The 14,930-nt window shown below is 74.6% G+C and carries 9 protein-coding genes; 7 read left to right on the top strand and 2 right to left on the bottom strand.

Features of this window, described 5'->3' with window-relative positions; all coding sequences use genetic code 11:
* Positions 1-145 precede the first annotated feature (145 nt).
* The 4 genes from ACIQG9_RS13380 to dxs all read left to right on the top strand — a co-directional run bounded on the left by ACIQG9_RS13380 (position 146) and on the right by dxs (position 6,704).
* Positions 146-2,215, top strand: coding sequence for an APC family permease (locus tag ACIQG9_RS13380; RefSeq protein WP_400401271.1), 2,070 nt, complete (start codon positions 146-148; stop codon positions 2,213-2,215).
* A 65-nt stretch (positions 2,216-2,280) separates the two neighbouring features.
* Positions 2,281-3,516, top strand: coding sequence for a class I SAM-dependent RNA methyltransferase (locus ACIQG9_RS13375; RefSeq protein ID WP_400401685.1), 1,236 nt, complete (start codon positions 2,281-2,283; stop codon positions 3,514-3,516).
* A 13-nt stretch (positions 3,517-3,529) separates the two neighbouring features.
* Positions 3,530-4,690, top strand: a complete 1,161-nt coding sequence (locus ACIQG9_RS13370; RefSeq protein ID WP_400401269.1) for an anhydro-N-acetylmuramic acid kinase — start codon at positions 3,530-3,532, stop codon at positions 4,688-4,690.
* Between the two features lie 70 nt (positions 4,691-4,760).
* Positions 4,761-6,704, top strand: coding sequence for a 1-deoxy-D-xylulose-5-phosphate synthase (gene dxs / locus ACIQG9_RS13365; protein WP_400401267.1), 1,944 nt, complete (start codon positions 4,761-4,763; stop codon positions 6,702-6,704).
* Between the two features lie 177 nt (positions 6,705-6,881).
* Here the strand turns inward: dxs and ACIQG9_RS13360 are convergent, their stop codons facing one another.
* A complete protein-coding gene (locus ACIQG9_RS13360) occupies positions 6,882-8,075 on the bottom strand; it encodes a hypothetical protein (RefSeq protein WP_400401265.1) in 1,194 nt (397 codons plus the stop codon).
* A gap of 328 nt (positions 8,076-8,403) precedes the next feature.
* Between ACIQG9_RS13360 and ACIQG9_RS13355 the strand changes: the two genes are divergently transcribed.
* Positions 8,404-10,293 carry a hypothetical protein gene (locus ACIQG9_RS13355; protein WP_400401682.1) on the top strand — a complete coding sequence of 630 codons (1,890 nt, stop codon included), beginning with the start codon at positions 8,404-8,406 and terminating at the stop codon, positions 10,291-10,293.
* A 37-nt stretch (positions 10,294-10,330) separates the two neighbouring features.
* Here the strand turns inward: ACIQG9_RS13355 and ACIQG9_RS13350 are convergent, their stop codons facing one another.
* Positions 10,331-12,178, bottom strand: coding sequence for a hypothetical protein (locus tag ACIQG9_RS13350; protein ID WP_400401679.1), 1,848 nt, complete (start codon positions 12,176-12,178; stop codon positions 10,331-10,333).
* A gap of 128 nt (positions 12,179-12,306) precedes the next feature.
* Here ACIQG9_RS13350 and ACIQG9_RS13345 point away from each other — a divergent pair, with 128 nt between their 5' ends.
* Positions 12,307-13,599, top strand: coding sequence for a PQQ-binding-like beta-propeller repeat protein (locus tag ACIQG9_RS13345; RefSeq protein WP_400401263.1), 1,293 nt, complete (start codon positions 12,307-12,309; stop codon positions 13,597-13,599).
* Positions 13,596-14,861: a PQQ-binding-like beta-propeller repeat protein gene (locus tag ACIQG9_RS13340; RefSeq protein WP_400401261.1), complete on the top strand. Its 1,266-nt coding sequence runs from the start codon at positions 13,596-13,598 to the stop codon at positions 14,859-14,861. The genes ACIQG9_RS13345 and ACIQG9_RS13340 overlap by 4 nt, the downstream gene beginning before the upstream one ends.
* Positions 14,862-14,930: the final 69 nt, after the last annotated feature.

Below are 14,930 nucleotides of genomic sequence, written 5' to 3'. Positions count from 1 at the left end.
GCCCCCGTCGACGGCGGCCTGTCGTCTGCGAGCCTGCCACGTCCGGCCCGGTGACGGGGGGATCGAACCGTACCGCGCGGGCGCGCGTGGGCGTGATCAGGCACCCCCCGGCGACCGGGGCACGGTGGTCGTACCCTTAGCGCTTGTGGCCAGTCCCACCTCGCTGCTGAAGCGACTCCTTCTCGGTCGACCGTTCCGGTCCGACCGGCTCCAGCACACCCTCCTGCCCAAGCGCATCGCGCTGCCGGTCTTCGCCTCCGACGCCCTGTCCAGCGTGGCGTACGCCCCGGACGAGATCCTGCTGACCCTCTCCATCGCCGGGGCGTCGGCGTTCCTGTTCTCCCCGTGGATCGCCCTCGCGGTGGTCGTGGTGATGCTCACCGTGGTGGCCAGCTACCGGCAGAACGTGCACGCCTACCCGTCCGGCGGCGGTGACTACGAGGTGGCCACGGTCAACCTGGGTCCCCGGGCCGGGGTGGCGGTGGCCAGCGCGCTGCTGGTGGACTACGTGCTGACGGTGGCCGTGTCGGTCTCCTCCGGGGTGGCGAACCTCGGCGCGGTGGTGCCCTTCGTGGCCACCCACAAGGTGCTGATCGCGGTCACCGCGGTGGTGGTGCTCACCGCGATGAACCTGCGCGGGCTGCGCGAGTCGGGCACCGCGTTCGCCATCCCGACGTACGGCTTCGTGATCGTCATCGGCGGGATGATCCTCACCGGGCTGGTCCGGTACTTCGTCCTCGGCGACGACCTGCGCGCCCCCAGCGCCGGGCTGGAGATCCAGGCGGAGCACAGCGTCACCGGCTTCGCGTTGGTCTTCCTGCTGCTGCGTACCTTCTCCTCCGGCTGCGCCGCGCTGACCGGCGTCGAGGCGATCTCCAACGGGGTGCCGGCGTTCAAGGCCCCGAAGAGCCGCAACGCGGCCACCACCCTGCTGCTGCTCGGCACCATCGCGGTCAGCATGCTGATCGGCATCATCTGGCTGGCCCGGCTGACCGGCCTGCAGTTCGTCGAGGACCCGGCCCAGATCATCTCCGGCCCCGACGGGTACGTGCAGAAGACGGTGACCGCCCAACTCGGCGAGACGGTGTTCGGCTCCGGCTCGGTGCTGCTCTACGTGGTCGCCGGGATGACCGCGCTGATCCTCTTCCTGGCCGCGAACACCGCGTTCAACGGCTTCCCGGTGCTCGGCTCGATCCTCGCCCAGGACCGCTACCTGCCCCGGCAACTGCACACCCGGGGCGACCGGCTGGCGTTCTCCAACGGCATCATCTTCCTCGCCGTCTTCGCGATCGTGCTGATCGTCGGCTTCCAGGCCGAGGTGACCAGGCTGATCCAGCTCTACATCGTCGGCGTCTTCGTCTCCTTCACGCTCTCCCAGGCCGGCATGATCCGGCACTGGAACCGGCACCTGCGCCACGAGCGTGACCCGGAGGCGCGCCGCCGGATGATCCGCTCCCGGGCGATCAACGGGTTCGGCATGGCAATGACCGGCACCGTGCTGGTCATCGTGCTGATCACCAAGTTCCTGCTCGGCGCGTGGATCGCCATCGCCGCGATGGCGGTGATCTACCTGCTGATGCTGGCCATCCGCCGGCACTACGACCGGGTCGCCACCGAGTTGGAGCCGACCGAGGTGCGGGGCGTGCTGCCCGCCCGCAACCACGCCATCGTGCTGGTCAGCAAGCTGCACCAGCCGACCCTGCGGGCCATCGCGTACGCCCGGGCCACCCGGCCGGACACGCTGACCGCGGTCACCGTGAACGTGGACGAGAAGGACACCCGCCAGCTCCAGGGGGAGTGGGAGCGGCGCGAGCTGCCCGTCCCGCTCACCGTGATCGACTCGCCGTACCGGGAGATCACCCGGCCGATCCTGAGCTTCGTGGCGAACACCCGCCGGGAGTCGCCGCGCGACGTGGTCACCGTCTTCATCCCCGAGTACGTCGTCGGACACTGGTGGGAGAACCTGTTGCACAACCAGAGCGCGCTGCGGCTCAAGGGGCGGCTGCTCTTCGAGCCGGGCGTGATGGTGACCAGCGTGCCCTGGCAGCTCGCCTCCACCGCGACCAAGAACCTCGACCGGCTGGACGAGACGCTGACCCGTACCCCGGCCCGGGGCCCCCGGGTCGCGCCGCGCAGCACCCTGCCGCCGAGCGTTCCGCCGGTGGCCGCCGCCCCGCCCGCCGAGCGCGGCCCGTCGACCGGAGAACGCCCGTGACCGCCCGTACCGGCACCGCCCGCTCTACCGCCGCCCGTACCGGCACCGCCCGTACCGGCGGTCCGGTGGAGGACAGGCGCGGCCTGGAGGAGGCCGAGCGGGTCGAGTTGACCGTCGACACGGTCGCCCCCGGCGGGCACTGCGTGGCCCGGGTCGACGGCCAGGTGGTCTTCGTCCGGCACGCGCTGCCCGGCGAGCGGGTGGTCGCCGAGGTGACCGAGCTGCACCGGGGCTTCGCCCGGGCCGACGCCGTCGAGATCCTCGACCCGTCCCCGGACCGGGTCGAGCCGCCCTGCCCGTACGCCCGGCCGGGTCGCTGCGGCGGCTGCGACCTCCAGCACGTCGCGCCGGCCGCCCAGCTCGGCTGGAAGACCGCCGTGGTCCGCGAGCAGCTCCTCCGGCTCGGCGGGCTCACCGACGCCGAGATCGACGCGCTCGGGGTGACCGTCGAGGCGCTGCCCGGCGGGCCGCTCGGCTGGCGCTCCCGGGTCCGGTACGCGGTCGACGCCGCCGGCCGGGCCGGGCTGCTCAAGCACCGCTCGCACGAGGTGGTGCCGATCGACCGTTGCCTGATCGCCCACCCGGCGATCGAGGGGCTGCCGGTGCTCACCGGGTCGGGCGCGCGCTGGCCGGACGCCGACGGGGTCGAGACGGTCGCCTCCACCGGCGGGGACGTCAGCGTGGCCACCGTCACCGACGGCACCGTCACCCCGGTCGACGGGCCGGCGACCGTCCGTGAGGTCGCCGCCGGCCGGGACTGGACGCTGCCCGCCACCGCCTTCTGGCAGGTCCACCCGGCCGCCGCCGACACCCTGGTCGGCGCGGTGCTCGACCTGCTCGCCCCGCGCCCCGGCGAGTCCGCCTGGGACCTGTACGGCGGGGTCGGCCTGTTCGCCGCCGCACTCGCCGGCCGGGTCGGCCCGGACGCCCGGGTCACCCTGGTCGAGTCCTCGGCGGAGGCGATCGCCGCCGCCCGGGAGAACCTGGCCGACCTGCCCCGGGTGGAGGTGGTCGCCGCCCGGGTGGAGACCGCGCTGGCCCGCCGCCGGGTCACCGGCCCGGTCGACCTGGTGGTGCTCGACCCGCCCCGCTCCGGCGCGGGCGCCGAGGTGGTGCGGGCCGTGGCCGCCGCCGCCCCGCGTGCGGTCGGGTACGTGGCGTGCGACCCGGCCGCCTTCGCCCGGGACGTGCGCACCTTCACCGGGGCCGGCTGGCGGCTCGCCGCCCTGCGCGGGTACGACCTGTTCCCGATGACCCGGCACGTCGAGCTGGTCGGCCTGTTCCTGCCCCCGGCCGACTGACTAGCCTGGCCCGATGAAGATCGTCGGGCTGATGTCGGGCACCTCGTACGACGGGGTGGACGTGGTCGCCGCCGAGTTCACCGCCGACGGGGACACCCTGCGGTTGCGCCCGCTGGGGCACCGGGAGCTGGGCTACGACGACGGGCTGCGGGAGCGGATCGGCGCGCTGCTGCCGCCCTCGGCCACCACCGTCGAGGCGGTCTGCCGGCTGGACAACGCCCTCGGCGAGGTCTTCGCCGACGCCGCCGCGCTCGGGGTGGCGCTGGCCGGCGGGTCGGCCGACGCGGTGGTGTCCCCCGGGCAGACCGTCTTCCACTGGGTCGAGGCCGGGGTGACCCGGGGCACCCTCCAGCTCGGCGCGCCGGCCCGGGTGGCCGCCCGGGTGGGCGTACCCGTGCTGTCGGACCTGCGCGCGGCGGACGTGGCGGCCGGCGGGCAGGGCGCGCCGCTGGTCCCCGCGTTCGACGCGCTGCTGCTCGACCCGGCCGCCGGGCCGCGGGCGGCGCTCAACCTGGGCGGCATCGCCAACCTCACCGTGGTCGCGCCGGGCACGCCCGTCCTCGGGTACGACGTCGGCCCGGCCAACGCCCTGCTCGACGCGGCGGCCCGCCGGTTCCTCGGCCGGCCGTGCGACGTCGACGGGGCTCGGGCGGCGGCCGGCCGGGTGCACCCGGGGCTGCTCGCGCTGCTACTCGCCGAGCCCTACTACGCCGCGCCGCCGCCCAAGTCGACCGGCAAGGAGCTGTTCTACCCCGGTTACCTGGACGCGCGGCTGGCCGCGCTCGGCGTGCCGGTGGCCCCGGACGACGTGCTCGCCACGCTGACCGAGCTGACCGCCCGGACGGTGGCCGACGCCTGCGACCGGCACCGGGTGACCGAGGTGGTGGCGGCCGGCGGCGGGGTGCGCAATCCCACCCTCCGGGGACGGCTGGCCGCGCTCGGCGCCGGCCGGTGGCGGCTGCGCACCACCGACGAGCTGGGGGTGCCCGCCCAGGCCAAGGAGGCGTACGCGTTCGCGCTGCTCGGCTGGCTCTCCTGGCACGGCCTGCCCGGCGCGGTGCCCTCGGTGACCGGCGCCCGACGGGCCGCCGTGCTGGGCTCCTGGACGCCGTCCGGGCCGCCGCGCGGGGCCACCCCGCCGGTGCCGCCGCGCCGGCTGGTCGTCGAGCGGTGAACCTGGGCGTCACCTGCGATGATCCACGGCCGGGCTGCGGAGTGGGGGGCGGCCGATAGACTCTCTCGTCATGAGTGTTGAAGAGGACACGGCCCACCACGGCCGGCTGCTGGGCGCCGTCCGCGGTCCGCAGGACGTGAAGCGGATGACCGCCGAACAACTGGACATCCTCGCCGCCGAGATCCGTGACTTCCTGATCGCCAAGGTCTCCCGCACCGGCGGGCACGTCGGCCCCAACCTGGGTGTGGTGGAGCTGACCCTGGCCATGCACCGGGTGTTCGACTCCCCCCGGGACCGGCTCCTGTTCGACACCGGCCACCAGTCGTACGTGCACAAGATCCTCACCGGTCGGCAGGACGGCTTCGACCGGCTCCGCCAGCGCGGTGGCCTCTCCGGCTACCCGAGCCAGGCCGAGAGCGAGCACGACCTGATCGAGAACTCGCACGCCTCCACCGCCCTGTCGTACGCCGACGGACTGGCCAAGGCGTACGCCCTGCGCGGCGAGCAGCGCAGCGTGGTGGCCGTGGTCGGCGACGGCGCGCTCACCGGCGGCATGTGCTGGGAGGCGCTGAACAACATCGCCACCGCCGGCAACCCGCTGGTGATCGTGGTCAACGACAACGGCCGGTCCTACTCGCCGACCATCGGCGGCCTCGCCGACCACCTCTCGTCGCTGCGGCTCAACCCCGGCTACGAGAAGGTCCTCGACACGGTCAAGGACGCCCTCGGCAACACCCCGTTCGTCGGCAAGCCGATGTACGAGGTGCTGCACGCGGTCAAGAAGGGCATCAAGGACGCGGTCGCCCCGCAGGCGATGTTCGAGGACCTCGGCATCAAGTACGTCGGCCCGGTCGATGGGCACGACATCGCCGCGGTCGAGTCGTCGCTGCGCGCGGCGAAGAACTTCGGCGGCCCGGTGATCGTGCACGCGGTGACCCGCAAGGGCTACGGCTACCGCCCGGCCGAGGAGGACGAGGCGGACTGCCTGCACGGTCCGGGCGCCTTCGACGCCGAGACCGGCAAGCTGCTCGCCGCCCCGTCGGTGAAGTGGACCCAGGTCTTCGCCGACGAGCTGGTCGCGATCGCCGACGAGCGGCCCGACGTGGTGGGGATCACCGCCGCGATGGCCGAGCCGACCGGCATCGCCACGCTGGCCCGCAAGCACCCCCACCGGGTGTACGACGTGGGCATCGCCGAGCAGCACGCGGCCACCTCGGCGGCCGGCCTGGCGATGGGCGGGCTGCACCCGGTGGTGGCGGTCTACGCGACCTTCCTCAACCGCGCCTTCGACCAGGTCCTGCTGGACGTGGCGATGCACCGGCTGCCGGTGACCTTCGTGCTGGACCGGGCCGGCGTCACCGGCCCGGACGGGCCGAGCCACTACGGCATCTGGGACATGTCGGTCTTCGGGGTGGTGCCGGGCCTGCGGATCGCCGCCCCCCGGGATTCCGCCAGCCTGCGCGAGGAGCTGCGCGAGGCGGTGGCGGTCGACGACGGCCCGACCATCGTCCGCTTCCCGACCGGCACCGTCGCCGCCGACCTGCCGGCCGTGCGCCGGGTCGGCACCGTCGACGTGCTGGCCGAGTCGGCGCGTACCGACGTGCTGCTGGTGGCGGTGGGCTCCTTCGGCCACCTCGGCATGGAGGTGGCGTCCCGGCTCGCCGAGCAGGGCTACGGCGTGACCGTGGTCGACCCGCGCTGGGTGCGGCCGGTCCCGGCCGAGCTGGTCGAGCTGGCCGCCGGGCACCGCCTCGTGGTCACCGTCGAGGACGGCGTCCGGGTCGGTGGCGTCGGCGACGCGCTCGGCCAGGCGATGCGGGACGCCGACGTCCGGGTCCCGCTACGCGACCTGGGCGTGCCGGCCGACTGGCACCCGCACGGCACCCGGGCGCAGATCCTGACCGACCTGCGGCTGACCGCCCAGGACGTGGCCCGCGACGTCACCGGCTGGATCTCCCGCCTGGACCAGGACGCCCAACCGGCGGACGCGGTCCGCCTCCCCACCCCCGACTGACCCACCCCCACCCCCACCCCCACCCCCACCCACCCCCACCCCCCTCCGTGCTGGTGGTCAAGAGGTTGGTGATCAAGAGGTTTCTGTCACGGTGGACGACATCCGTGACACAAACCTCTTGATCACCCCACCTCACCGGCGGACCCGAGGCGGTGGGGGTTTGGGGTTGGGTTTGGGTTAGCGGCCGGCGATGGAGCGGTAGTGGGTTTTTTCGGCGGTGGCCAGGCTGAAGGTCTGTTTCGTCGCGGGCATCGGCACCACCACCAGACCGGGGCGGTCCACCAGGCGGGGAGTGCCGGGCGGCACCGACAGGGAGGCGTCCCGGTTGCCCCGCCAGGTCAGCACGACCAGCGGTTGCCCCGGCACCGGCAGCACGTACGTCTGCAGCGGGTTGGACCGGTCGGCGGGGGAGACCACCGGGGTGCCGTCGGCGGCCGGGCGGTAGACCACCGCGGTCATCGTGCCGGCGTCGGTCTCCCAGGTGAGCTGCTCCAGGTCACCTGGGTCGCCGCCGCCGAGGGCCATCTCGCCGATCGCCCGGACGGCCACCTTCTCCAGCGGCCACGACTCGGGCACCGAGCGGGGCGCGTTGCGGTCGCCGATCCGGCGCGGGATGCTGCCGAACGGCCCGTGCTCGTCGGCGAGCACACAGGTGTCCAACCCGTCCAGGGCCCGCCGGCCGGAGCCGGTCTCGTCCCGCACCAGCGGGTAGCGCGGGTCGGTGGTGGCGGTGCCCAGGTCGAGCAGGCGGTCGGCGGCCCGGCCCCGGGGCAGCGCCTCGGTGGCCCGCAGGGTCGCCGTCACCGGCACCGCCCGGCAGTCGGGCACCTTCACCGTGCCGGTGAGGCCGTCGGTCAGCATCAGCGCCCGGCCGTCCGGGCCGAGCAGCCGCTCCACCCGGCCCGAGGCCAGGTAGCGCCGGCCGTCGGCCAGGTGCAGCGGCAGCACGTCGGCGTAGACCAGGTAACCGGGGTCGGTGTACTCGGTGGCCCGGGTGACCTCGTAGCGGCCGTCGCGGCCGGCGAGCTGCAACAGCCAGGAGGCGCTCTCCCCGGGCACGTCGGCGGCGACCAGGGCCAGCGGCGTCCCGTCGACCTCACCCGACCAGAGGATGCCGGAGGACGGCAGGTGGGCCCGGTCGTCGATCGGCGAACGCCAGGCGCGGACCGCCTCGGTGACCGCCGTCGTCGCGGCCGGGTTCCCGGCCAGCTCGCCGCGCGGCGGCCACACCGCGAGGGTGCCGTCCAGGCTGTCGTAGCCGACCCGCAACTCGCGGGCCTGGCGCTCGGCGACCGGACCGCAGGCCGTGCCGGCCAGCAGCACGCCGAGCAGCACGGTGGCCGTTGTGCCGTGGCGACGGACTGAAGCCACCTGTACGTCCCCCGATCGCCTCGGCGTCGTTGTCGGAAGCCCACATGGTACGCAACGCCCGGTGCCGTCCCGCAGCCGTATCCCCGATGACCACAAGGGACACCAGCGTGAATTTCGGGCTATTTCTCGGCTCCGGTAGACTCCGCCGACTGTGACGTCTGCCGAGCCCCGTGGCGCCCCCGCACCGGAACCCGACGCCTCCGAGGGCGCTGCCCGCGGCACGACGGCCACCGTGACAGCGCCCCCGCCCGTGACCCGCACCACCCCCGCCGACCTGCGGGGGGCCGGCGCACCACCGACCGTCGACCGGACGGCCGAGGCGCCGCCCGTGCGCGACCGGACGGTCGAGGCGCCGCCGGTCGAGGCGGCCCCGGAGCCGGCACCGGGCGGCGGGCGGGACACCGCCGTCGTACCCGGGAAGGGGGCGGCGGACGCGGACGGTGACGGCGCGGCGTCGGCCGCGTGGTGGCGGCGCTGGCGCTGGACGGCCCGCCGCAAGGATCTCGTGGTCTACGGCGGCTTCCTGCTCGTCGCGCTCTGGGTGACCAGCCGGATCTGGGCCGACCCGGCCGGCCGGGTCGCCTCGCTGTACAGCAGCGATCCGGCGCAGGTGCAGTTCTTCCTCGCCCACTCGGTGCGGGTGGTGCTGCACGGCGAGTTCCCGTTCTACACCGACCAGTTCAACTACCCCGACGGCGTCAACCTGATGGCCAACACGGCGGTGCTGGCGCTGGGCATCCCGATGGTGCCGATCACTCTCCTCTTCGGACCGGCGGTGTCCTTTGTGGTGCTGGTCACCCTCGGTCTCGCCGGCACCGCCGCGGCCTGGTACCACGTGCTGTCCCGGCACCTCGTCGGGCGTCGGCTCGCGGCGGCCGTCGGCGGCTGGTTCTGCGGCTTCTCCCCGGCGATGCTCTCGCACGCGAGCTGGCACCCCAACATCATCAGCCAGTTCCTGCTGCCGTTCATCGTGTGGCGGGTGATGGTGCTGACCCGCTCCACCCGGCCGCTGCGCGACGGCCTGCTGCTCGCCCTGCTGGTCACCACCCAGGCGTTCATCAACGAGGAGATCCTGCTCTTCACCGCGCTGGCCTGCGGGATCTTCCTGATCGCCATGGTGGCCCAGCGGCCGGCGTTCTGGTCGGGCGCGTGGCGACCACTGGTCAAGGGGCTGTCCGCCTGCGCGGTGCTGGCCGGGGCGCTGCTGGCGTACCCGCTCTACGTGCAGTTCGCCGGGCCGATGGCGTACCACGGGCTCAGCGACGCGGTACAGGACTACGGCAACGACATCGCGGCCTTCTTCGCTCCCGGCTCGCCGACCTTCGGCGGCAACGAGCGGGCCAACGTCAACCTGGCCCCGAACTACTCCGAGGAGAACGCCTTCTTCGGCTGGAGCCTGTCGCTGATCGCCGTCGGCATCGTGCTCTGGCTGCGCCGCGAGCTGCTGGTCCGGGCGCTGGCCGTCACCGGTGCCTTCTTCGCGCTGCTCTCCCTCGGCGAGCGGATCTCCTGGTGGGGCCGGGACCTGGTGACCGGGCCGTGGGACCTGCTGGTGCGGCTGCCCCTGCTGGACGCGGTGGTGCCCACCCGGTTCGCCCTGATCACCTCCGTGGTGATCGGCATGCTGCTGGCGCTGGCCGTACAGCGGGCCTGGACGCTGCGCGGCGCGCAGTGGCGGCACGCCAAGACCGTCGCGGTGGCCGCCCTGGTGCTCGCCCTGCTGCCGATCGTGCCGATGCCGCTGAAGGTGACCTCCCGCCCGCCGGTGCCGGACTTCATCACCGCCGACCGCTGGCGGGAGTACGTCGGCCCGGGGCAGACCCTGGTGCCGGTCCCCGTGCCCAGCATGGGCAACACCCACGGCATGCGCTGGGCGGCCTCCACCGGCCTCGACTTCAAGATCCCCGGCGGCTACTTCCTCGCCCCGCGCAACGGCAACACCGGCGACCCGGGTCGCTTCGGTGGGCGGCCCAGCGGCATCGGGCGGCTGCTCGACGAGGTCGCCACCACCGGACGCGCCCCCAAGCTGGACGACCGGCAGCGGCGCCGCAGCCTGGACGAGCTGCGGCACTGGAACGCCGCGGTGCTCGTGCTGCCGGTGGGTCAGCAGAACGCCGAGCCGCTGCGCCGGGCCGTCGAGCAGTTGGTCGGCCCCGGCCGCCGGGAACTCGACGTCTGGGTGTGGGACGTCCGGCCGCTGTCGGCCCGGACCGCCTGAACCCGCGCCGGCCGGACCGGCCGGCGCGGGTCACCGCTCAGCCGACCAGCGGGCGCACGTCCCACAGCCACACGTCGTCCACCCGCTGCGCCGGGCCGAGCAGGCCGGTCATCAGCTCGCGCAGCACCGCCTCGCGCGGGTGGGCGCCGAGCACCACCACCGACGCCTGCCAGTAGCGCAGGTCCGCCACCGCCTGACGGCGGTTCTCCTCGGTCAGCGCGGGCACCGTGCCGGCGTCCATGGTGGCGTAGATCAGCGTGCTGGTCGGCCGGTTCGGTGCGCCGAAGACCCCCTCGCCCAGCTCGTTCGGGCCGATGAAGTAGCCGCCCGGCACCGGGAACTCGTGCCCGGTCAACGCGCTCCAGCGCAGCGTGGGCAGGCCGTGCACGTTGCTCGGGATGGGCACCGGCACCAGGGTGCGCCCGGCCGGCACGTACGGCCGCCAGCCGCCGGCGGTGATGAAGTGCGGCGGCAGGTCCACGTGCTGCGCGGGCAGCGGGCGGGGGAACAGCGGCAGCACGGCCAGCGCGATCGCCGCGTAGCCGACCGGCCGGACCCACCGGCGGCGGGCCCGCGCCCGGCCGGTGCCGGTGGCGTCGTCGGCGGCGGCGCGCGGCGCGGGCACCACCGACCGGCCGTGGCCGGCGAGCGCGTCCCAGGCCAGCGCGAGCAGCACGCCGACCGCCCCGGTGACCACCAGGGTCAGCCGGGTCGGCATCATCATCTCGACCAGCGGCAGGTCGTCCGGGACGTACGCCCAGGGCCCGTCGACGGTGGTCTCCACCCCGTTGAACCGCACCTTCGGGCCGATCGCCGCCACGGTGAAGACCAGCACCAGCACCCCGGCGATCCGGGCGGCCAGCGAGCGACGCCAGAGCAGCACCAGCGCGGCCAGCGCGACCAGCACCAGCGGCCAGCCGAACCAGGTGTTCTGCTCGGTCAGGCCGATGGTCTTCTCCACCGCCTCGTCACCGGCGACGGTGTCCCGGGCGAAGGTGACGAAGGCCATCAGGTCCTCGCCCCAGTTGTGGAACACCCCGCCCTGTAGGCCCCGGTAGGACTGCGGGCCGTTGAACTGGAACCAGATCGGATACGCGGCGAGCAGCAGGGCCAGCCCGCCGCCCACGCCGAGCGCGGCCAGGAAACCGCCGGCCCGCTCGCGGGCCGCCCGGGGCCGCTGCACCACGTACGCGGCGACCGCCACCAGGCAGGCCAGCGCGGTGAGCAGCAGCATCTCCTCGTTGATGAAGATCTGGTACGCCACCAGCAGGCCCAGCACGATCCCGTCGCGTCGCCACCGGCCGGGCCGACCCAGCCGCAGCACCCGGGCCACGATCACCGGCAGCAGGAAGTTGGAGACGAAGTTGGGCTGCCCGTTGGCGTGGTGCACGATGCCCGGCGCGAAGCCGAGGAACGCGCCGCCGACGAACGCGCCCGCCCGGGAGCGCACCAGGTGCCGGGAGAGCATCCAGTACGAGGTGGCCGCCGTCGCGGCGAGCGCCCCGCCCAGGTACAGCGCGTACGTCACCTGCGGGCCGAACAGCCAGGTGACCGGCGCGAGCGGGATGGTCATCCCCAGCAGCGAGGTGTTCGCCATCATGTTCACCCCGTCCGGGGCGTTCTGCCGGGCGGTGAACAGCGGGTTCTCCAGGTGGCGCACCGAGTACGCGCCGTGCGTGAAGAGCCACTCGAACCAACTGTGGTCGGTCGGCAGGTGGGACGACACCCGGTGCTGCACGTCCACCCAGTAGTTCAGGCACACGAGAACGCCGAGCAGCACATAGGCTCCGATGGCCAGCGCGTCGGCCCGACCCGGTCGCCGCCGGGGCCGCCCCGGGTCGGCCGCGTCGGGCTCGACCAGCTCAGGTGCGGACGTCGGGTTCAACGAGGGATCTACCACCGGCACAGCCACGACGGGCCATCGTACAGGCGGCGATTCGCCGGACCTGCCGGCCGGTGCGCGGCGTCCCGTGTCCACGGTGGGCAGACCGTGGTGGTCGGGGAAGGGTGTGCGTGACGGTCATCGATCTGGGTGAGCTCCGCGACGACGTCGGGCCGGAGCCGCCCCGCCGGCCGCCCCGCGCCGTCGGCCGGCCGCTGCGGGTCGCGGTGGTGCTGGTGCTCGCCCTGTCGGTGCTGGCCGGTGCGGCCCCGGCCGTCCCCCGCGCGGCCTTCGTGGTGCCGGCCCGGCTCGGCGCGTCGGCGCTGCTCCACGGCGAGCAGGTCTTCCTGCTCGAACCGGGGGACAACCCCACCGGCGGCGTCTTCCGGCTGAGCGCCTGGACGGTCCCCGCGTCCCGCCGGACGCCACCGGCCCTGCGGTGGCAGGTGGTGGTGCCGTTGGTCGACGGCTCCGGCGGGATGCGGGTCCACGCCGACCTGCTGCTGCTCACCGGGGCGTCGGGGGGACCGGACGGGGTGTTCCGGACGTTCGCCTTCGAGCGGGACACCGGGCGGCTGCGGTGGCACCAGCCGGGCAGCGGCGTCGAGGCGGGGCACGACCTGCTCTTCGCCGACTACGGCACGGAAGGGCCGATGCTCGTCCACTCCGTCGACCCGGACACCGGCCGGGTCCGCTGGTCGGCGCCGATGCCGCCGGAGGCCACCAGCTACCGGTTCGCGGCCGACGGCGTCGACCGGATCGTGGCCGCCCCGCCGCCCGGGCCGGTCGAGGTCTGGGACGCCCGCCGGGGGGTACGCCTGCACAGCGCGCACCTCGACCCGGGCGGATCGCCCTCCGCCGTACACGTCGAGGTCGTCGGGGACCTGCTGCTGCTGGTCCGGGCGAACGCCGACCTGATCACCGGGTACGGCGTCGACGGGCTGGACCGTCGGTGGGAGGTGACGCTGCCGGTGCCGTCGTTCTTCACCTCGTGCGGGAAGCTGATCTGCGCGATGGGTCGGGCCGGTGGGGTGCGGGCGTTGGACCCGGCGACCGGGCGGACCGTGTGGAGCGACGCCCGGTGGGAGTTGGCCGCGTTCGAGCGGGACGGCCGGATGCTGGCCAGCGCGCCGGGCCAGGGCATCTGGCGACCGTTCGTGGTGCTCGACACCGACACCGGGCGGGTGGTCGCCGACCTCGGGTCCTGGAACCTGGCCCAGCGGACCACCGTGGACGGGCCGCTGCTGGGGGCCCGGCTGGCTGGCCGGGGCCGGGTCATGGTCGCCGAGGTCGACGTCGCCGCCGCCCGGGCCCGGGTGCTCGACGTGCTGCCGGCCGTCTCCGGCGACTGCCAGGCCGACGCGGACCTGCTGCTCTGCCGCCTGGTCGACGGCGCGTACGGGGTCTGGCGGCTGCCCCGGTGACCGTGATCGACCTGGGTGAGCTGGGTCACGACGAGCTGGTCGACCTCCCGCCGCGTCCACCCCGGCCGGTCGGCCGGCAGCTACGTGCCGCCCTGCTCACCGTGCTGGTGCTGCTCACCGTCGCCGCCGCGGCCCCGGCCCCGGCCCGGCTGGCCCGGATACCCGTGCCGGACCTGCCGGAGCCGGCCCACCTGGTCGTCGGTGACCTGCTGGTGCTCACCGGCCCGCGGACCCTCGCGCCGACCGCCGGCCAGCTCACCGCCGTCGACCTGGCCGACGGGCGGATCCGGTGGCGGGCGCCGCTGCCCGACAACCAGCAGCTCGTGGTGCTGGACGAGGTCGGCGACGACATGGTGGTCAGCACCGACCCGGGCGGCGAACCGGTGACGATGCTGCTCGACCACGCCGACGGGCGGGTGCGTTGGCGGCAGCCCGGCTCCGCCGTGTCGACCGGAAACGGCGGGCTGCTGCTGGAGGACGTCGAGGTCGACGGGGTCACCGTGCGGGGTGTCGACCCGGCCTCCGGCGCGGTCCGCTGGTCGGTCGGGACCGGAGCGGCCACCCCCGGGTACCGCGCCGGTGCGCGGGGCATCGAGGAGCTGGTCCTGGTCACCGCCGCCGGCCGGGTCGAGGTGTACGACGTCGACACCGGTGTCCGCCGCCTCACCTTCGCCGTCCCGCCGGCCCACGGCGACTCCCGCGAGCTGGCCCAGGTGGCCGGCGACGTGCTGCTGGTGGACGAGGAGCCGGGCCGGGCGGCCGGCTACGACCTCGACACCGGCCGCCGCCGCTGGGTGACGCCGCTCGTCCCGCACCTGGGCACCCCGTTCGCCTACTCCTGCGGGGACGCCGTCTGCCTCGGTGCGCCCTCCGGCGCGCGGGTGCTCGACCCGGTCACCGGCCGGCTCCGCTGGGCGGCCGACGACTGGGCGCCGCTGTTCACCGTCGGGGACTGGCTGCTCGGTGCCCGCGCCGACGGGCAGCAGCGGGAGTCGTTCGCCCTGCTCGACCCGGCGACCGGCCGGGTCCACGCCGACCTGGGCGGGTGGCGGCTGGTGCAGGGTCGGCCGGGGACGACGGTGTTCGTCACCCGGCCGCTCGCCGGCGGCCGGCAGTTGCTCGCCGAGCTGGACGTCGGCAGCGGCGCGCTGCGGGTACGGGACGTGCTGCCCGAGCGGTGGGAGCTGTGTTCCCACCACGCCGACGTGCTGGTCTGCTGGCGGCGGGGGGACAGCCTCGGGGTGTGGCGGCTGCCCGGCTGAACTTTCCGGCGGTGCTCCGGCCAGCCGTTTGGCCACCGGCGCTAGGTTGTCGGACAGGTCGGCGAGGAG

Source organism: Micromonospora sp. NPDC092111 (genome assembly GCF_044755745.1).
Taxonomy (GTDB): Bacteria; Actinomycetota; Actinomycetes; order Mycobacteriales; family Micromonosporaceae; genus Micromonospora.
Note: the sequence above shows the minus strand (reverse complement) of the source record. Positions and strands in the feature narration are given on the sequence as shown.

Coding starts and splice junctions, on each gene's coding strand:
- ACIQG9_RS13370 (WP_400401269.1), top strand. CDS start 3,530: ATGAAGATCGTCGGGCTGATGTCGGGCACCTCGTACGACGGGGTGGAC.
- dxs (WP_400401267.1), top strand. CDS start 4,761: ATGAGTGTTGAAGAGGACACGGCCCACCACGGCCGGCTGCTGGGCGCC.